Here is a 19,640-nt window from a genome sequence, read left to right as displayed (position 1 = left end):
GGCGGGAAACCGTGGCCGAACCACAGGGTCACAGGAACGCTCAGTTCAGCCGCAGCTCGCTGGCCGGGGAGAACAGGTGCATCTTTTCAGGATCGATGTGGATCTTGACCACGTCGCCCACCTTGGGCAGGTCACGCGGGTTGACACGGATGGTGGTCAGCTTGTTCTGGTCGGACATGACGATGGCCTGTTCAGCCACGCTGTTGTCGGTCAGAATGTTGCCATAGATGTAGCCGTCGGACCCCAGATCCTCCACGTTGGCCACCTTCAGGGAGAAGGCATCCGGCTCGTCGGCACCGGCCAGAGAAGCATTCTCGGGACGGAAGCCCACGACGATCTTGCCCTGGTCCTCGGGGGTCAGCTTGTCGACGGCCTCGCGAGGCAGGCTGATGGTGTCCTCACCGATCTTGGCCTGGCCGTTGACCACGGGGTGGATGTTGATGTTCATGGAGGGCGAGCCGATGAAGCCGGCCACGAAGACGTTCTCGGGCCGATCGTAAAGCTCGGTAGGCGCACCCACCTGCTGCAGGACGCCCAGCTTGATGACGGCGATCCTGTCGCCCATGGTCAGAGCCTCGGTCTGATCGTGGGTCACGTACAGGGTGGTGACGTTGAGCTGACGCTGCAGGGCGGCGATCTGGGTACGGGTCTGGACACGCAGCTTGGCGTCCAAGTTGGACAGAGGCTCATCCATCAGGAAGACCTTGGGCTGACGCACAATAGCGCGGCCCATGGCCACACGCTGGCGCTGACCACCGGACAGAGCCTTGGGCTTGCGGTCCAGGTACTCGGTCAGATCCAGCACCTCGGCGGCCTTCTCCACCCGCTGGCGGATCTCGTCCTTGGGGGTGCCGGCGATCTTCAGGGCGAAGCCCATGTTGTCGGCCACGGTCATGTGGGGGTAAAGGGCGTAGTTCTGGAAGACCATGGCGATGTCGCGGTCCTTGGGCTGCATGGTCGTCACGTCCTTGTCGCCAATCATGATGCGCCCCTTGTTGACCTCTTCCAAGCCGGCCAGCATGCGCAGGGTTGTGGACTTTCCGCAACCGGAAGGCCCAACCAGAACAAGGAATTCACCGTCTCTGATGTCCAGACTGAGGTCACTGACCGAGGGCTCATCGTTGCCCGGGTAGATACGAGTGACGTGGTCGAATACCACTTCTGCCATTGTTCATCCTTTCATCGGCAGGTACGTGCCGAACGATCCGTAGTGAAGGGTTGTTTTTCACTGTGGTTTCCGTCCCGGGGTCAACACCGACATCGGCATGGCCATGCGACGGTTTTCTATTTTGTGGTTAAGAGAAACTCTCCCTTGAGCCAGTGCCCACTATACACCAAGGTCCGAATTCGACGTGCGAACCCTTGTCTACTCAATCCTTGGACTTGTCGGAATCTTCGGAATCGCGCTCGAAGACCGTCCTGGCCACGTTGATCGCATTGATGACCCTGGGGAATCCCACGTAGGGAGCACATTGGAGTATGGCTTCGACCACGGCCGCCCTGCTCAGCCCGACATTCAGGGCCCCCTGTATATGAACGGCCAGCTGCGGGGCCGTGTCACCCTGCGTCACCAGGCTGCCTATGGTGACCAGCTCACGCTGCTGGAGATCGAGTCCTTTCCGGGTGTATATGTCGCCAAAGGCGAATTCGACAATCCAACGGCCAAGGTCCGGCGCTATATCCTGAAGCGAATCGATGACAGCCTGGCCTCCCTTGCCGTCAATAGCGGCCAAGGCCTCGGATCCCTTTTCAAAGCGCGAAGCTTCCATGGAAGCCCCTTCTTTCTGTTGTTTTGCATATTTTCCCGCCGAGAATATTGTATCAACGCCTGTTTGCTCATTATGCCGCTGGCGGCCTCGGACGCGGCGAAACAGCCGGGGCCGCAATCAGGTGCTTTTCAACCAGTCGGGGCACAATGGAGATATGAGCGATCTTGAGGGTTTGGACCTAAGGCCGGGACGGCTGGTCGGGGGCTACACCCTGATCGAGCCCCTGGGCGGCGGCGCCATGGGGTCCGTCTGGCGTGCACGGGATGGCGGAGGCCAGGACTACGCCATGAAGATTCTGCGGGAATCCCTGGAGGAGGACCAGGTCTCGTCAGAGAGCCCTGACGAACGTGACCGTGCCTCGGCCCGCGAGCGCCTGCGACGCGAGGCTCTGGCCCTGCAGCGAATCCGTCATCCAGGAGTCTGCCGGATCGTGGATATGGAACTTGATGATGCCTTGGCATTCATCGTGACAGAGCTGATCGAGGGGCGCAACCTGCGCGACGATGTGGCGGTCAACGGCCCCTATCGTGGAGACGACCTGGAGCGGCTGGCACGCAAGCTGACCGATGCCGTCGCAGCCGTCCACCAGGCGGGCATCGTCCACAGGGACATCAAACCCACCAATGTCATGATTTCGGTCTCGGGGCCGGTGCTGGTGGACTTCGGCATCGCCATGGGTCAGGGGCAGAGCCATGTGACCAGGACCGGGCTGGTCATGGGGACCCCCGGCTTCATCGCCCCGGAGATCATCGACGGAGCCGAGGCCGATCAGGGAACCGACTGGTGGAGCACGGCCGCCGTTCTGGCCTACGCGGCCACCGGACGGGCGGTCTTCGGCGACAAACCCATGATGGCGGTCCTGGAGCGGGAGGCCTCAGGCAATGCCGACCTGTCCGGGCTACCCACCGGCACCATGAGAGCCTTGCGCTCGGCCCTCTCCCCCGACCGAGGCGCGCGTTGCACACCCCAGGAGCTCTTGGAGGCCATCAGCCGGGATGCCATGGATCCTCAGGCCTGGCAGGGGGAGCAAGACGACCAGGATACGGGCAGTCAGGAGACGATGCGCCCTTTTGGCGCCGGCTCTTCGGGGGCTGAGGGGCAGGCCGACTCGCCCACCATGGTCGTTGAACCGGCCACCATGCCTATGCCACCAATCAGACAGGCTGATCCAGACAGTCCACGGACGGCCTGGTCACGACCTCCGACCGAGGACGAAGCCGATGGACAGACGACCCTCCTGCCCGACTCGGAGCAACCCACCAGCCTCTTGAACCCCCTTCCCGCTGTCCAGGAGCAGCAGGAGCAGACCCAGACCTGGCAGGATCAACAACCCCTGGCCGACCGCCAAGATCTGCAGGCCACCACTGTTCAGGACCCGCTGCCACCGGCACAGCCCCTGCCCAGCGGATACCGCAACGAGGCGAACGCCCACTGGTTGGGAGATCAGCCCCCCGCACAGATGCGACGTCTGCGTTACTTGAAAGCCGGAACCCCCTGCCTGGTCATGCTGGGATTTTTTCCCGCCCTGCTGACAGCCCTGGCCCCGGTCTCGGCACTGGTCGTCGCCGGAATCCTCCTGTGGGTCCTGAGCACCGCAGGATGGAGCATAAAAGCCCAGATCGAACGGGAGCTGCGCCGCAACGGCCCTAGGCGGGGCACCGACCGTCTGCTGAACGTGGCCGCCCTCCCCTGGCACCTGCTCAAGGGCCTGGCGGCCGCCCTGCTCCGCCTGCCGGGCATAATCCTTGTCCAAGCCTTGGTGGCCCTGCCGCTGACCTGGGCCGGCACCCTCACCACCGTTCGCGCAGGCCTGACCCTGGGCGAACACCTGCTGGCCCTCCCCCTCCCGGCGGCCAGGCCCCTGTCCGCCGGCGGACTGGCCATGGCCCTGGCGACGCTGGTCGGCTGGCTGTTGACGACCTTGCCCACGCAGGACCGATCAACCCCCAAGGCCGACAGCGGCAACATGGTCCTGCGTCTGGCGGCAGGCCGTATTCCCCTGGGCCGCCAGGACCCCGAGGTGCCGGGCAGCCCCCGCCGCAGGTGGATTCTGCTCCTGATCTGGCTGCTGATCATTGCCGTCCTCCTGGCCGGGCTGATAGCCCAACCCTCCATGGACTGGGCCCCCATCCACCTCCTGCGCGCCTAAGGTCGCGCTTCACCCCTGGCGGCTACACTATGCTCAGTACGCCAAGGAAAGGATCCAGGTCATGTCCAAGGGCAAGCAGAACCGCAAGGCCGCGCTCAAGGCCCAGGAAGAGGCCCGACGGCTCCAGGAGGCCAAGGAGCGCCGCCAGCAGACCATGATCGGCGTCATCGTCACCGTGGTGCTCATCACCCTGATCGCTCTGGGCGGATTCTTGTACTGGCGCAGCCATCGCCCTGTCAAGACCCAGGACCTGGAGCAGGCTCGTCAGGCCGTCGCAAAGGTCAAGGAAAAGCCCTCGACCGCCAATGACCAGGGCGGCTTCCTGATCAGTTCCAGGGGGCTGGGCAAGCCGGTGGCCAAGGCTCCGACCGTGGAGATCTACATGGACTTCATGTGCCCAGGCTGTGGCGCTTTGCACCGCGGGCTGGACTCCACCCTGACCGGTCTGGTGGATGCCGGACAGATCAACCTGGTCATCTACCCCATGAGCTTCATGGACCGGCTCTCCACCGACAACTATTCGACCAGGACGGGCACGGCCACCATCTACGTGGCCCAGCACGACCCCGACCATCTGCTGCCCTTCATCGCCAATCTCTACGCCAAGGACTTCCAACCGGACGAGTCCGACTACCACCCCGTCAGCAACGACAAGATCCGTCAGCAGGCCATAAAGGCCGGGGTTGATCCCAAGGTCGCCGACCAGGCGGTCAAGGGCCACTACCGGGCCTGGATCAAGGCCATGGACACCTACACCCCCCTGCGCAAGGAGCTCTGGAATCCCAGCGGGTCCAACAAGGGGCAGATGACCACGCCCACGGTCCGCATCAACGGCAATTACTGGGAGCTGGGCAACCTGTCCCGGGCGGGCTTGGACTACAGTTCGGGCCTGCTCAAGGCTCTGGGCCTGGACCAGTCAAAGGTGGGCGTCAAGGGCGCCATGCCGGCCATCGGCGCCTCCGGCCAACCGCGCTCGCTGAGCTGAACCGGGCAGGTCGAGAGAAATTACGCGCCCAGCGTCCCCTTGGGGGCACGGTGATGGTACGATATCATTCCGTACCGCGGCCCGGAATGCTGTAATGGACCACCGGGACCGCCTCCTTAGCTCAGTTGGCCAGAGCAGCCGCCTTGTAAGCGGCAGGTCGTCAGTTCGACTCTGACAGGAGGCTCTACGCCAGGAACGAACCATTAAATCCGACTATCCGGCTTTGTCTCCGGGCAGGCTATAATAATGGACATTACCTGGATAATTGCAAATACTTCCCTCGAGTAAGTCATTTCGGAGGCTCGTTCTCCGAAGTACGAACGGAGCTTTTCCCCAACCATCTCCGTTCGTATTCGAGGACGGGAGCATTCCCCTTCATTCCCGTCCTCTTGACGTTGATCCGCCGGCCCAGGGCCCGGGTCTTGAAAAGCCGACTGACCGATGACGGCCAGGTCGGCTTTTTTATTGCCACCCGTCCGCGACAAATGTGGATGTTTGCCCGACCTTGCGAATTGTGCGGCCTCGCTCCATGCCCGCCCCGTTAGAATTGCCGGGTACAGACAAGGCAGGAACAGGGAGGCGAGCACATGGCCAGACGCTGGACACCGCGGCGTTTCGTCGTGCTCAGAAGAATCCGCGTGGTCTCCTGCGCCCTCCTGGTCGTTCTGGCCACGGTCCTGACCTTCGGCATTGCCGCGCGCAAGAGCGTGGCGCTGAGCGTAAACGGGCAGACCAAAATGGTGACCACCTACGCCTACAGCGTGGACGGTCTGCTGCGCGAGCAAGGGATCAAGGTCAAGACCCACGACCTGGTCGATTCCACTTCAGGAGGCCAGCTGCGCAACCATGCGGCGGTCACCGTGCGTTCCGCCTACCAGACCACCATCGTCATCCAGGGCCAGCGGGTGCCTTTCTGGACCACGGCCACCAGCATGGACCAGCTGCTGGGATTCTTCGAGGAGAACCGCAGGCAGGCCATGAAGGTCACCGTGGATGTGGACAACGTCTATAACCAACTGACCGGCGGTCTGGTCATCAACCAGGCAGGGCCGGTCACGGTCATAGCTGACGGGAAGACCTCGGTAGCCCCTGACGGCAAGCTTCCAGCCGCCTCCATCCTGGACTCCAAGGGCATCGTGCTGGGCAAGGAGGACCGGGTCAGCGTGGAGCATGACCAGGGCACCACCGTGCTGCGGGTCCAACGGGTTACCCACGGAAACACTCAAAAAACAATCCCCATACCCTTCGCTACGAGGACCGTGGTCGACCCGAGCCTGGCGCCCGGTCAGACCCAGATGCGGCAGGCAGGCGTAGCAGGTCGACGCCTGCAGACCATCCAGGTCACCTACGTGGACGGACAGGCCGAATCGGAGCAGGTGATCAAGGAGGAGACCGTGGCCATACCGGTGGATCAGGTGGTGGCCGTCGGTCCCGACAAGCCGAAGGAGGGACAGAACAGCGGGCAGCAGTCCAAGGACACAGGCAAGGATTCCCAACAGGCGCAGAAGACACCATCTCCGAGCCCCTCGCCCAGCAAGGATTCGCAGTCGGCAACGACACCGGCCCCTACGCCAACACAGATCAAGCCGCCGCAGACCACGCAGCCGACACAGCCGAGCACACCAGCTCCAACCAAGCCCGAGAACAAACCAGCCCCGTCGCCAGCGCCAGCGCCAGCGCCGAGTCCATCTCGTGACGGTCTTTGGCATGCAGAACCCGATATAGCTCAAGCCTATGCCGGGGGCGCTGCCGCCCAGCGCGGATGGACGGGTTCGCAATTCGATGACTTGGTGAAACTCTGGAACAAGGAGTCAGAATGGCGGTGGTATAAGAAGAATCCTAACTCCGACGCCTACGGCATCCCCCAATCTCTGCCGGGCTCTAAAATGGCAAAATTTGGAGATAACTGGCGTGACGATGCCGCCATTCAAATCGACTGGGGCCTCTGGTACATCAACAATAATTACGGTAATCCGAGTACAGCCTGGCGCCACTCGGAGCGCTACAACTGGTACTGATCCCCTAACCACATCTACGAGCAACGAACAGAAATGGACACTAAAACCGAGAGTGACCGCCTCCTGGGAGCAGCCGACATCCGACGCCTCGCCGACCAGATCGGCATCCACCCCACCAAACGGCTGGGGCAGAACTTCGTCATCGATCCAGGGACTGTCCGCAGGATTGTCCGTCTGGCCAAGGTGGAATCTGGCCAGCCCGTTCTGGAGGTGGGTCCTGGTCTGGGATCCCTGACTCTTGGATTGTTGGAGGCGGGCTGCCCGGTGACCGCCGACGAGATCGATCCCGTTCTGGCCCGACAGCTGCCGCAGACCGTCAGCGAGCGCATGCCGGAGAGCCTGGACCGGCTGACCGTAATCAACCGGGATGCCCTGACCCTGACCCCTCAGCTGGCAGGCGACGCGGGCAAGGCCACCGACCTGGCCATGGTGGCCAACCTGCCATATAACGTTGCCACTCCGATCATTCTGACCCTCCTGGCCCGGTTCGCCAATCTGAGCCGGTTCCTGGTCATGGTCCAGAAGGAGGTGGCGGACCGGCTGACGGCCGCCCCGGGCTCCAAGGTCTACGGCGCCCCCAGTCTGAAGCTGGCCTGGTATGGGCATGCCGCCCAGGCGGGCAGGATCGGGCGCCATGTCTTCTGGCCAGCCCCCAACGTGGACTCAGCTTTGGTCTCCTTCACTCGGTACAAGAATGGACGCGGGCTCGGGGACGAAAGCACGAGGACCCAGGTCTTCTCTCTGATCGATGCCGCCTTCGGACAGCGCCGCAAGACCCTGCACGCCGCACTTAAGAGCCTGGTGACCGCCGAAGCCTTCCAGGCCGCAGGCATCGACCCTGCACGCCGGGGGGAAACCATGACCATCGAGGAGTTCGTCGCCCTGGAGCAAGCCCGCCGCGAGGTGGCTGCGTGAGCCCGGCAGCCAGGAGGGAGGGCGTTGCCCTTTACTGTCCCGCCAAGATCAATCTGAGACTCCGCGTCGGACCGACACGAGCCGACCTTGGAGGGCGACACCGCCTGGACACCATATACAGTGCCGTGGGAATCTGGGACAAAGTCGAACTTCGCCGGAGAGAACCAGGCAGCGGATTCCGCCTGAGCCTGGAGGGCGATCACCTGGGCGACCTGAACCGCCGTGATGCCGATCCACATGCCAACCTGGCCGTCAAGGCCCTCCTGGCCATGGCCAAGGCCACCGGACACCAGCCTGATGTGGCCATCCACATCGTCAAACGGATACCGGTGGGTGCCGGACTGGCCGGCGGGTCAGCGGATGCCGCCGGAACCATGCTGGGGCTGAACCGGCTCTGGAATCTGGGGATGCCTGCCGCCGAGCTGGATCGTATCGCCGCCGGGCTGGGCGCGGACCTGCCCTTCTGCCTGCATGGAGGGCTCAGCAGGGGCACGGGCTTCGGCCAGATTCTGGAACCCCTGGAACCGGAAGGTCTGCAAGCCCAGCGGCTGTCCCGGGCCGGGCTGACCGGGCACCTCCTGATCGGGGCCTACGAGGACCAGCTGAGCACCGCCCAGGTCTACAAGGCCTTCGATTTGATCGGACCCGGCTCCGACGACTTGAACGACCTGCAGGAGACCGCCTGCACCCTGCACCCGCGCTCGCGCCAGGCCCTGGACCTCGCCCGGCGGGCAGGCACCGGTCCGGCCTTCGTCTCCGGATCGGGCCCCTCTGTGGTGGTCATGGCCCCTCGCCCCGAGCAGGCAAGCACACTGATAAGGCTCTGGCGGGAGCAGAATGCCGTAGACAGGATCATCGAGGCTGACTCGCCAGTCCTGCCCAGGATAATCCCCCTGCGAGTCACCCATGGACAGTAGAGTAGGCAACATGACGAATCCCGAACCACTCGACGAGCGCGAGGCCCGCAGGCAGTTCGTGCGACGGCGGCAGAAGATGGTCTTCACCATAGTCGTCAGCGCACTAGTGGCCATCCTGATCATCTGCGGACTGATCATCTTCGGGTCCATCGGGCATACCGCCGAACACGCCACCATCGCCAAGCCCAACTACGGGGTCGCTGTGCCCTGCCCACCCGACAATGCCAAGCTGGTCAACCACCCCGACATCCGCGTGCGCGTGCTCAACGGAACCAACAAGTCCGGACTGGCCACAGCCCTGGCCTCGGCCCTGCGCAATCGGGGATTCAACATGCAGGATGTGGCGGACTACCCAGGCAAGACCGAGACCGCCCGCACCCAGATACGCTTCGGGGCCTCAGCCATTGACCGCGGCTACACAGTGGGATCCCAATTCAATGATGCGGTTCTGATCATGGACGACCGCAACGACGATCTGATCGACGTGGTCATCGGGGCCACCTTTACCGATCTGGACGACGAGGACAGCAACTCTGTCGTAGGCCGCAAGATCGAAGCCATCAAGGGTTGCCAGGCCGACCCCTCCTCCATGAAGAACCTTCCCAAGGCTCCCAAGACCTGACGCTGCCAATCCGGCATACTGCCGTATTCAACACGACGCGACCACAATAACCGTCACCAATTTCCGCAGTCTCCTGACAAGGGCATCCAGGAAAGGCTTGACCTAGGTCAGGCTTGGTCGGCGCCTTCTCTTTGCCACCAGTCCCGCAGCTCCTGTTCGGCTGTCTGCCGGTCGACCGGGCCCTGATCCAGGCGGTAGTCCAGCATATGCTGATAGGCACGTCCCACCTGCGGTCCGGGTTTAAGGTCCAGGATCTGCATGATCTGCCGTCCATCCAAGTCGGGCCGGATGGCATCCAGGTCCTCTTGCCGACGCAACTGAGCCACCCTGTCCTCCAGCTCGTCCATGGCGGAGGAGAAGACCTGGGCCTTGCGCTTGTTGCGGGTGGTCGCATCGGCCCGGGTAAGGCGATTGAGCCGCTCATAAAGCGGGCCGGTCTCCCGGGCATAGCGGCGTACGGCCGCATCGGTCCACCGCTCGTCCACATAGCCATGGAATCGCAGGTGCATGGAGATCAGGTCGCAGACGTCGGCGATCAGGTGGTGGTCGAAGCGCAGGGCCTTGAGGCGCTTGCGGGCCAACCGGGCTCCGACTGCATCATGGTGATGGAAGCTGACCTTACCACCGGGCTCAAAGCGTCTGGTGGCGGGCTTGCCGATGTCGTGCAGCAGAGCGGCAAGGCGCAGGGTCAGGTCCGGGGCGGGTACCGGTCCGTCAGGTCCTGTCTCCAGGGCGATGGCCCGGTCTACCACCATCAGGGTGTGCTCGAAGACATCCTTGTGCCGGTGATGCTCGTCTATCTCCAGCTGCAGAGCCGGCACCTCGGGCAGAACGATGTCAGCCAGGCCGGACTGCACCAGAGCCTCAATGCCCTGGACGGGGTGGTCGGACAGCATGAGCTTGGTCAGCTCGTCGCGAATCCGCTCGGCCGAGACGATGCTGATTCGATCGGTCATGCGGGTGATGGCCTCTGCGGTCTCCGGGGCGATGGTGAATCCCAGCTGGGCCACGAACCGCACGGCCCGCATCATCCGCAGGGGGTCGTCGTCGAAGGATTGGCGGGGATCCACTGGAGTCCGCAGCACCTGCTTGGCCAGGTCGTTAGCCCCCCGGTAGGGGTCCACGAAGACCAAGTCGGGCACCCGCAGGGCCATGGCATTGACGGTGAAGTCGCGCCGTGAAAGATCGCCCTCAAGACTGTCCCCGTAGTCCACCTCGGGCTTGCGGGAATCGGGATCGTAGGTGTCTTTCCGGTAGGTGGTCACCTCCACCTTGACCTCGGTACCGTCAGGACGCCGCCGCAACGCGCCCAGGGTGCCGAATTTGCGCCCCATGTCCCAGAAGCCCGACCCCCAATGGCGCAGGATGGGCTCGAACTGCTCGGGCCGGGCCGAGGTGCAGAAGTCCAGGTCGTGGGAGGGCCGGTGCAGGAGCAGATCGCGTACAGGACCCCCTACCAACGCCAGTTCAAAACCCTGCTCGGCGAAGAGGCGCCCGAGCTCGATGGCCTCCGGCCAGACTTGGAAATCCACGCTCACCCTTTCCTACGGAGTTGATGCGCCTACTAGCATACCGTTACCCCACCTGCACATTACCTTACGTAAAGTTGGAGTATGATTACGCCCGCGGACATGGCGCGCATGCTTGCACATAGCGCCGATTCTGCGGATACCCATGCCCGCGACCAGCAGAGTCGGGACCACCTGGTGGAGACTGTAAGCGAACGTCTGGATCCGCAGATCCGCGAGCGCATACAGACCGAGGATGACGCTCCCACACCTGCCCTCATGCCCCGGCACAAGCATGCCTCGGGACCTTCGACCTTTGCCTCCCTGGATGCCCAGGAGCTGCCGGTGGTGCGCGAATATTCGGCGGGTGGGCTGATTTTTGACCGGTATGACCGGGTGGCCATCATCGCCCGGCACTCCCGCTCTGGCCACCTGGAATGGTGCCTGCCCAAGGGGCATATCGAGAAGGGGGAAACACCCGAGCAGACTGCGGTGCGCGAGGTCCACGAGGAGACGGGGATACTGGGTAGGGTGACCGACTCCATCGCCACCATCGACTACTGGTTCACCGGGACCAATCAGCGGGTCCACAAGCTGGTCCATCATTTCGTCCTGCGGATGATCGGCGGATCCCTGAGCGTGGAGGGCGACCCCGATCATGAGGCCGAAGATGCCATCTGGGTGGACTTCTCAGACCTGACCTCAGTGCTCAGTTACCCCAATGAGCGTAAAATAGCCTGGCTCTACGCGAGGAAGTACAAAAGACAGCCATGATCCAGACCCCCCTGCGCCCGAGCGGGCGCACCAGCCAGCACACTCATGCCTTCAATTGGTGGACCCGGTGGACCCGAGTCCTGCTGGCGACCATCCTTCTGCTGGCCTTGGTGATGGTTCCCTGGCATCCGACACCAGCCCTGGCTGCCACCAGTCATCAGAGCTCAGCCGAGGTGGCCCTGCGCTGGTCCACGCCAGTGGTGACCGACAAGTCCGGCTACGCCCTGCGCGCTGCGGTGACCAACACCGCGAACCAGCCCATGGAGAATGCCCATCTGAGCGTATCCACCAGCGCCCTCTACTCCTTCAGCTCCCGGGCCGACATGCAGGCCTGGTCCGAAGGCCACGCCCGCATCCCCACCCCGGATGTGCTGGGTACACAGGCAGTACCGACAATCCCGACCGGGCAGAGCACCGAGGTTGCCGTCAACGTACCGGCTGATCAAGACGCGATCAAGAAGATGACCAGCTGGGGACCCAAGCCCGTCCGGCTCTCCCTAAGCGACGATCAGGGCCGGATCCTGGGCGACGTATTCACCTTTCTTACGCGGACCTGGGATGGCCTGCCCACTGCAGGCACCCCCGCCCTGTCCCTGACCATGGTCCTGCCGCTGACCTCCTCGGACTGGAACATTGACGACAAAGCCATGACAGCGCTGATGACCCAGTCCAATGCCGAATCCGCGTCAGGCCCGGGCAACGATAAAAACCGGAGCGTGACACTGACCCGCCAGGGGACCCGCCGCCAGGAGGACCAGAGCCAGCTGCTGTCCAAACACGGGTCCCTGCAAGCCCTGGGCGACCCGGTCTACCTGTCCGCCTTCGCCAACCGTCCCCAGATACAAGGGCTGATTCAGCCGGCCGACTTCGACATCACCGGGTATGCATCCCAGAACCAGGACCGTTACACCCAGGCTGGAGTCACCCCCGACTCCTGGAGCGCCCAGACCGCGGCCAAGCTCTATGCTGACACAGCGCCTGGTGCGTACGCCTGGCAGGGCCGACAGGAGTGGACCATGGAGTCCATCGCTGCGGCCCGCCGTGCCGGATATCAGACGGTCATCGCCCCCCAGGGCTTCGAGGTCGGCGCCGGCACCTCCGCCCACACCGGCAAGTACACCATCGAGACCAAGGCCGGAAAGGTAACCGTCCTGTCGGCCCAGCGCGAACTCAGCAACCTGGCCAGAGGTCACCCAAGCTCCACACGTGCCACCGGTGAGCAGACCCAGGCCGGGCAGACGGCCCGGTTCATAGCCCAGAGCGCCTTCTATCAGATGGAACAACCCTACGCCGAACGCTCCCTCCTGGTCTGCTTCGACGCCGATCAGGACACCCAACAGGCAGACAGGATCATGACCGAACTGGAGCATGCCCCATGGATCAAACTGGTCTCCATGGACAACCTGATGCAGGCGCCCGACTTTACCGGCGGATCTTCGGGTCTGCTCAAGGCCCTGGAGCTCGGCAACGCCAAGGGCAGCGCCAAACACGGCGATGGCCCGACAGGCACCCTGGACTCCCTGATCGCCAGCCGTGCTGACATCGACCGATTCGCCACCTCCATCCTGGCTGACGACAAGCAGGATTCCCAACCCACCGCCAGCGCCTCAGCAGGCAAGACCGACAGCCAGGCCCTGGCCCGCCAGGATGCCGACACCACCGCCCGCCAGCCCAAGGATCCGCATCAGTGGCTGAACCAGCTGACCGCCGCCCACGACGATCTGGCCCTGAAATCCCTGGGCGGAACTGCAGCCGCCTCTGGTCTGGCCGATCAGGCCGAGGCCATATCCCACCGGCTCCTGGACGGCATCAGCATCACACCCAGCGAGTCTTTGAACGTCGTCAGCGAAACGGCCTCCATGCCCGTCACCGTCAGCAACAGCCACCCCTATCCCGTCCACGCCCGCATCAGCGCCCGAACCGATTCCATGGAGATCGTCACCTCCCGTATGGCGGAGGCGGTCATTCCCGCCCGGTCCGAGGCCCAGGTGACCTTCAAGGTCAGAGTGGCCGCAGCCGGCAGAGCCAACGTGGACATCGGTCTGCTGGACAGCCAGGGCCGTCCCTTCGGCCAGGTGCGCCGGGCTCAGATCACCAGCAATCTGCGATTGAGTGACATGAGCGGCCTGATCATCATTGTCATCGCCGTGCTCCTGGGACTCCTGGGGCTCTGGCGGCAGTTCCACCGTACGAAGGACCCGGACGAATGAGTTCCGTAGGGCGCAATTCCGCCATCATGGCCACGGGCACCGCGGCCTCCCGCGTGACCGGGCAGATCCGCACCATCCTGCTGGCAGCCGCCATAGGGACCACCGGAATCGCGGCCGACGCCTACCAGACCGGCGCTATGATCCCTCAGGTCATGTTCACCCTGATCTCGGGCGGCATCTTCAACGCCGTCCTGGTCCCGCAGATTGTGCGCACCCTCAAGGAGCGGGACGCAGCAGACCGGCTGAACAAGCTGATCACGGTCGCCATGGTCCTCCTGGCCCTGCTGACCCTGCTGCTGATGCTGGGCACTCCGGTGCTGACCACCATCTATCTGAACTCCAAGTGGAACCCGGCACAGCGGGCCCTGGCCAACTCCTTCACGCTCTGGTGCATGCCCCAGGTCTTCTTCTACGGGCTCTACACGGTCCTGGGGCAGATCCTGGCCGCCAAGGGCCGGTTCACCGCATACGCCTGGAGCTCGGTGGGTGCCAACGTTATCAGCTGCCTGGGCTTCCTGGCCTTCATCTTCCTGTTCGGCAACGCCCGCAATCAGCCGGTCGGCTTCTGGGACAACGGCAAGGTGGCCCTGACCGCCGGAGCCTGGACCCTGGGGGTGGCCTTCCAGGCGCTGGTCCTCTTCATCCCCCTGATCATGAGCGGCTTCCGCTATCGTCCTCGCTGGGGCCTGCGCGGAATCGGCCTGCGATCCATGGGCTCGGTGGCGGCCTGGAGCATGTGCGTGGTCGTCATCAACCAGCTGGCCAACGTGGTCAATGCCCGCGTCAACAACGGCGCCCCCCTGGAGGGCAACCCATTTGACATCGCCGGCAACGGCTCCTATCAGAACGCCTACACCATCTTCATCCTGCCCTATTCGCTGGTGGCAGTCTCGGTCAGCACGGCCCTCTTCCCCAAGCTGTCCAAGGCGGTTTCTGACGGCCGCATCGGGGATGCCCGCAATGATCTGAGCCAGGCCCTGCGCAACGTCGGACTGGTCATGTTCTTCTTCGCCGCAGTCCTGCTGGCCATTCCAGTGCCCATCACCCGAGCCCTGCTGCCCTCGGTAAGCGTCCACGAGTCTGTCCTTATCTCAGGACCGCTGATAACGCTTTCCCTGGGGCTGGTTCCCACGAGCGCCTTCCTGCTCATTCAGCGCACCTTCTACGCCTTCGAGGATGGCCGGCATCCTTTCATCTTCGCTGCCGTCTCCAACACTATCCAGGTGGCAGTGCTTCTGGTATCCATACGCCTGTTGCCTCCCCGTTACTGGGCGGCGATGGTAGGGCTGAGCCTGTCCCTGAGCAGCCTCCTCAGCTTCCCTGTCCTGGCTCACATGCTGCGCAGCCCCTTCCAGGGAAATCTGGACGAGCGGCGGATTCTTATCACCTACACCAAGGCTTTCCTGGCTGCGGGATTGGCCCTGGCGGCCGCCCTGACGGTCAAAACCCCGGTGACCCATCTGGTCGGAGCCTGGATTCAGGGCCGGCAGGGTCACATGAGCTGGGTGCAGGCACTCTTCATCTGCGTGGTCATCACCCTGTTGACGGCGGTCATCTACGTCGTGACCCTGGTAGCCCTGCGCACTGAGGAATTCATCCAGCTCCTGGTTGATCTGGCCCGCCGGCTGGGCAGGACAGCCCGGCACCCCGTCCGCAGCCTGGACGCACTGCAGGAGCGACCCTCCCGGCTGGCCGACCGCTCGGTCAGGGTGGTGCACTCCTCCTCCCCCGACTCCGCTCTGCCCGGCATGGACGCAGCGCTGGAGAACTTCGAGGAGGCCCGCGAGTCCGACGCTGATGGAGAATCCGCGATAGCCGGACCTCCACCGGCTCCCCCGACCCCGCAACCCGTTAGGATTGTACCTAGGAACAGCAAGGTCCACCACGGTGTCGCCGACTACAGGCGGCGCCCCACTTCTGATGAGAGCTCGGCAACTATGAACGCGCATATCGGAGACACCATCCTCGGCAGATACACCCTGGTCACCCTGCTCCGCCGCGCGAACGGTCTGAGCGCCTGGCGGGCCAAGGACAAGGTCCTGGACAGGGATTGCCAGCTCTTCATCGCGGGGGATTCCACCTGCATGGACCGGATCAACATCAACGCCTCAAGCCTGGCGCTGAGCAAGGATCGCCGTTTCACCCCGGTCTATCAGCTGCACACTCGTGACAAGGTCTCCCTGATCGTCACCGCCCCCGATGCCGGCATGTCCCTGAAGGACTACATGCACGGACCCGCCGGGGAAACACTCAGCGACCGGGCCATCGGCACCATCATGGGAGAGGTCACGGAGGCCATGCGGACCCTGCATGCCGCAGGCATGATCGACTATGCGGTCTCCACGAGCACCATCAGGCTGGCCCCGGCCTCGATCACCCTGGCAGATGCACCCATATCGCCTATGCTCGAGCACCCGTCAGTCTCAACTGAGACGGGGTTGACGAACGAGGAGTATGCCATACGAGAGCTGGCCGGCGTGCTCTATGCCATGCTGACGCGCCGACCCGACCAGGACGGACGGCAGCCCAGTCTGCAGGAGCTGCCCAAGCAGGCCCCGGAAGAGTTCAAAATCATCTGCATGCGCGGGCTGGGCCTGGCGAATGAGCAGGGAACCGTACCGGTTCCGCTGGTCACCCTGGCGGAGCTCTCGGCCCTGCTCAGCCCCTGGGTCCCGCCCGAGGAGCTGACCGACAGCGATCTGATCTGGCCCGGACTGGACGGCCGTGCCTCCATCGAGTCCGTCGCCCTGCGTCCAGTGGACCCCAAGAACGTACTCCCGCTTCCCGAGGGGCTGACCTCCTCGGCCCTGCCTGCCAGGCAGACCGTATCCCACCATGAGCCGCACTGGAAGACCAACCAACTGCTCTTCCCCGGCCGCAGCGAGATCGAAATGCTCAATCCGGAGGATACGGATACCGACCTCTTCTCGCTCTTTGACGAGCGCCAGCGGCTGCGTTCGCTGAACAGCTCCTCCCGCAAGACCGCAGCCATGGATGTGAGCGCACTCAGAGCTACGGCGGCCAGACCCGCAGCCGTGAATGAGGAAGAGTCCAAGGCTGTGACCGGACGGATGCCGACCGTCAAAGACGATCAGCGCAAACCGTCCGAGGCTCTCAGCGGCAACGGCGTGACTGCCAACAACCCCGTGGAGCGAGGCTTCTCCCAGTGGGACTTCCACAAGTCCAGCGGCCAGGAGAATGGTGCGGCGAACGGCAGCAGCCAGGCCGCCAAGGCAACATCCAACCTGAGCGCTCCACAAGGCAACGTCGATTCGCGTGCGCGCCAAACAGGAGCTGAGGCCGCCGAACCTCTTGTCGGAGGCAGTGGAGAACCTGCAGCCCGGAATGAACACTCCTCTTCCGCCGCTGCTTCGGACAAGACCAAGGCGCCCGGCAAGGCACCTGACCAGACAGCCCGATCCTCCAAGAGCCCTGATTTCGACGAGGAGGAGCAGCAGACCACGGTCATGGAGCCGCTGCCCCCCAGCTTCACGCCTGAAATCCACTCCATGCCTGTGCCGGTGACTTACTCGGTACTTCCCGACGATGAGCAGGATAAGGATCTGGACGACGAGGCCGATATGGCTGACACTCGTCTGTTCGGCCGCTTCACGACTCGCTCGGTGGTCATCGCCATAGCGGCTGTAATCGTTGTGGTGGCCCTGGTCTGGGCCCTCTCGACCATTACCGGATCCCGATCCAAGGTCGGCAAAAGTGAGGGTGGCTGGCCGGTCATGTCCAACGTGCCCTTCCCCGGCAAGACCAATGGGGACGAGGAGGCATCCCCCTCCAGCAATGGCAATGGCGATGACAACGATCAGGCTCAGGCTGGCGCGGATGCTGATGCAGACAAGGTCAGCCACGCTGACAAGGAGGCCGGTAAGGTTCCCGATCCGCCCAAGCCCAAGAACACCACGGCCTATAAGACCAGTCGCCAGCTCTTCCTCAACAAGCCTGCCGGCCTGCAGGGCTATGGATGGTATATGCACCTGACCCAGCCGGAAGAGGTCTCCCGCCTGACCATCGTCGCGCCTCAGAGCGGCGGTCATGCCCAGGTCTATGTGAATTCCACGGCGGCTCAGCCCAACCAGGGACAGCCGCTGGCCGACTTCAGCTTCGATGCCTCGGGCACCACCCAGGTCACCCTGCGCGAGCCGGTGAGGACTCAGGACCTGGTCGTCTGGGTGCCCATGGACGGCATGCCGGGAAACAGCCTGCGCTTCACCTCCGTTCAGGCCTTCTGAGCATGACTGTGGGTCGACGACAACAAAGGCGAATCATTCTGACATCGACCCATAGACCATCTGTCAGCCGCAAATTGCCTGCAAGCCCCATGGACCCATCAGCAGACATGACCACCCACCCATCCACATGCCGATACTATGGGTGTACCGAAATGGTAATGTGTTGGATTTTTCCTCCTACATAGTGCCTACAGGTAATACAGTTTCCTTAGACAACGGCGGCAGGAAGGCGGAAGTCAGTTATGGCGGATGATCCCAATATCGCGTCCAAGGTCATCAAGAACGATCCTTGGTACAGCTCCTATGCAACTCGAGCCGAGCAGATGCGCGCCTCCGAGATCCGTGCCCTCTTCGCCGTGGCCAACCGACCCGAGGTGGTCTCCCTGGCGGGTGGCATGCCCTACCTGGGGCGGATGCCCTTCGACAAGTTGGCCGACCAGCTTGGCGACATGCTGCGGAGCAAGGGCCAGGTGGCCTGGCAGTATGGATCGGCACAGGGCGATCCCCACCTGCGCGAAGACGTGCTGCCCATTATGGAGCTGGAAGGCATCAAGGACGTCCAGCCGGATGATGTGGTCATCGTCAACGGTTCCCAGTCGGGACTGGACCTGATTACCAGAATTATGTGCGACCCCGGCGATGTAGTGCTGGCCGAAGCACCCAACTATGTGGGTGCCCTGGGGGTCTTCCAATCCTTCCAGGTCGATGTGGTCAACGTGGCCATGGACGGAGACGGACTGATCCCCGAGGCTCTGGAGGAGACCATTCTGGAGCAGCGCCGCCAGGGCAAGGCGGTCAAGTTCCTCTACACCGTGCCCAACTTCCACAATCCTGCCGGCGCCACCATGAGCGTCGAGCGGAGGCCGCGAATCATCGAGATCGCCAGAAAATACCATGTGCTCATTGTGGAGGACAATCCTTATGGACTACTGGCCTTCGACGGCCAGACCTATCCGGCCCTGCGCTCTTACGACTCCGAGGGCATTGTCTACCTGAGCAGCTTCTCCAAGATCATCGCTCCGGGTATGCGCGTGGCCTGGATGGTTGCGCCTCCCGGCATCCGACAGAAGCTGGTTCTGGCCAACGAGTCGGCCATTCTCTGCCCCTCCAACATGAGCCAGATGACCATCACCACCTATCTGGACAACTTCGACTGGAAGTCACAGATCAACGACTACCGGGGGATGTACAAGGAACGTTGCGATGCCATGGACGAGGCTTTGAAGGAATACCTGCCCTACTGTTCATGGCTCAAGCCCAAGGGTGGCTTCTACATCTGGCTGCAGATACCCCAGGGGCTCAACGCCAAGGACATGCTGCCCAGGGCGATCACCGCCAAGGTGGCTTACGTGTCAGGCACAGCCTTCTACGATAACGGGGAGGGTGCGGACCATATGCGCCTGTCCTTCTGTTACCCCACTCCTGATCGGATCCGAGAGGGAATACGCAGACTGTCCACGGTCATCGAGAACGAACTCGCCACCGTCCGGCTGTTCGAGCCCGACAGCGGCAAGGAAAGGGGCTGAATC

13 protein-coding genes and 1 tRNA gene are annotated in these 19,640 nt (G+C 63.3%); 11 read left to right on the top strand and 3 right to left on the bottom strand.

Annotated features, from left to right (window positions below; genetic code table 11):
* Positions 1 to 40: 40 nt before the first annotated feature.
* Together H3V04_RS06975 and H3V04_RS06970 are read right to left on the bottom strand one after the other, a co-directional pair.
* The gene (locus tag H3V04_RS06975; RefSeq protein WP_045935944.1) at positions 41 to 1,168 is read right to left on the bottom strand and encodes an ABC transporter ATP-binding protein; all 1,128 of its coding nucleotides are present in this window, start codon (positions 1,166 to 1,168) and stop codon (positions 41 to 43) included.
* Between the two features lie 202 nt (positions 1,169 to 1,370).
* Positions 1,371 to 1,769, bottom strand: a complete 399-nt coding sequence (locus H3V04_RS06970) for a carboxymuconolactone decarboxylase family protein (protein WP_198177101.1) — start codon at positions 1,767 to 1,769, stop codon at positions 1,371 to 1,373.
* A 154-nt stretch (positions 1,770 to 1,923) separates the two neighbouring features.
* Here H3V04_RS06970 and H3V04_RS06965 point away from each other — a divergent pair, with 154 nt between their 5' ends.
* The 7 genes from H3V04_RS06965 (at position 1,924) to H3V04_RS06935 (ending at position 9,375) form a co-directional block, all read left to right on the top strand.
* The gene (locus H3V04_RS06965) at positions 1,924 to 3,918 is read left to right on the top strand and encodes a serine/threonine-protein kinase (RefSeq protein ID WP_198187725.1); all 1,995 of its coding nucleotides are present in this window, start codon (positions 1,924 to 1,926) and stop codon (positions 3,916 to 3,918) included.
* Positions 3,919 to 3,979: 61 nt separating this feature from the next.
* Positions 3,980 to 4,903 (top strand): thioredoxin domain-containing protein, encoded by a 924-nt coding sequence (locus H3V04_RS06960; RefSeq protein ID WP_198187723.1) that lies wholly within the window; start codon positions 3,980 to 3,982, stop codon positions 4,901 to 4,903.
* Between the two features lie 110 nt (positions 4,904 to 5,013).
* Positions 5,014 to 5,087: transfer RNA gene (locus tag H3V04_RS06955), tRNA-Thr, on the top strand.
* Positions 5,088 to 5,490: 403 nt separating this feature from the next.
* The gene (locus H3V04_RS06950; RefSeq protein WP_198187721.1) at positions 5,491 to 6,921 is read left to right on the top strand and encodes a G5 domain-containing protein; all 1,431 of its coding nucleotides are present in this window, start codon (positions 5,491 to 5,493) and stop codon (positions 6,919 to 6,921) included.
* A 33-nt stretch (positions 6,922 to 6,954) separates the two neighbouring features.
* Positions 6,955 to 7,836, top strand: a complete 882-nt coding sequence (gene rsmA, locus H3V04_RS06945; protein WP_198187719.1) for a 16S rRNA (adenine(1518)-N(6)/adenine(1519)-N(6))-dimethyltransferase RsmA — start codon at positions 6,955 to 6,957, stop codon at positions 7,834 to 7,836.
* A complete protein-coding gene (locus H3V04_RS06940; RefSeq protein ID WP_198187717.1) occupies positions 7,833 to 8,753 on the top strand; it encodes a 4-(cytidine 5'-diphospho)-2-C-methyl-D-erythritol kinase in 921 nt (306 codons plus the stop codon). The genes rsmA and H3V04_RS06940 overlap by 4 nt, the downstream gene beginning before the upstream one ends.
* Before the next feature lie 10 nt (positions 8,754 to 8,763).
* Positions 8,764 to 9,375: a LytR C-terminal domain-containing protein gene (locus tag H3V04_RS06935; RefSeq protein ID WP_198187715.1), complete on the top strand. Its 612-nt coding sequence runs from the start codon at positions 8,764 to 8,766 to the stop codon at positions 9,373 to 9,375.
* 107 nt (positions 9,376 to 9,482) lie between these two features.
* Here the strand turns inward: H3V04_RS06935 and H3V04_RS06930 are convergent, their stop codons facing one another.
* The gene (locus H3V04_RS06930) at positions 9,483 to 10,907 is read right to left on the bottom strand and encodes a CCA tRNA nucleotidyltransferase (protein ID WP_198188016.1); all 1,425 of its coding nucleotides are present in this window, start codon (positions 10,905 to 10,907) and stop codon (positions 9,483 to 9,485) included.
* An 81-nt stretch (positions 10,908 to 10,988) separates the two neighbouring features.
* On the opposite strand from H3V04_RS06930, the gene H3V04_RS06925 reads away from it, so the two are divergent.
* From H3V04_RS06925 to H3V04_RS06910, 4 genes are all read left to right on the top strand, one after another.
* The gene (locus H3V04_RS06925) at positions 10,989 to 11,657 is read left to right on the top strand and encodes an NUDIX hydrolase (RefSeq protein ID WP_198187713.1); all 669 of its coding nucleotides are present in this window, start codon (positions 10,989 to 10,991) and stop codon (positions 11,655 to 11,657) included.
* Entirely contained in the window at positions 11,654 to 13,867 is a 2,214-nt protein-coding gene (locus tag H3V04_RS06920; protein ID WP_198187711.1) for a DUF6049 family protein, read from the top strand. The genes H3V04_RS06925 and H3V04_RS06920 overlap by 4 nt, the downstream gene beginning before the upstream one ends.
* Positions 13,864 to 18,111, top strand: a complete 4,248-nt coding sequence (locus tag H3V04_RS06915) for a murein biosynthesis integral membrane protein MurJ (RefSeq protein ID WP_198187709.1) — start codon at positions 13,864 to 13,866, stop codon at positions 18,109 to 18,111. The genes H3V04_RS06920 and H3V04_RS06915 overlap by 4 nt, the downstream gene beginning before the upstream one ends.
* A 242-nt stretch (positions 18,112 to 18,353) precedes the next feature.
* Entirely contained in the window at positions 18,354 to 19,637 is a 1,284-nt protein-coding gene (locus H3V04_RS06910; RefSeq protein ID WP_198177090.1) for a PLP-dependent aminotransferase family protein, read from the top strand.
* Positions 19,638 to 19,640: the final 3 nt, after the last annotated feature.

The organism is Bifidobacterium sp. M0353, assembly GCF_016100645.1.
Taxonomy (GTDB): Bacteria; Actinomycetota; Actinomycetes; order Actinomycetales; family Bifidobacteriaceae; genus Bombiscardovia; species Bombiscardovia choladohabitans.
This window is presented reverse-complemented; position numbering and strand designations above follow the sequence as displayed.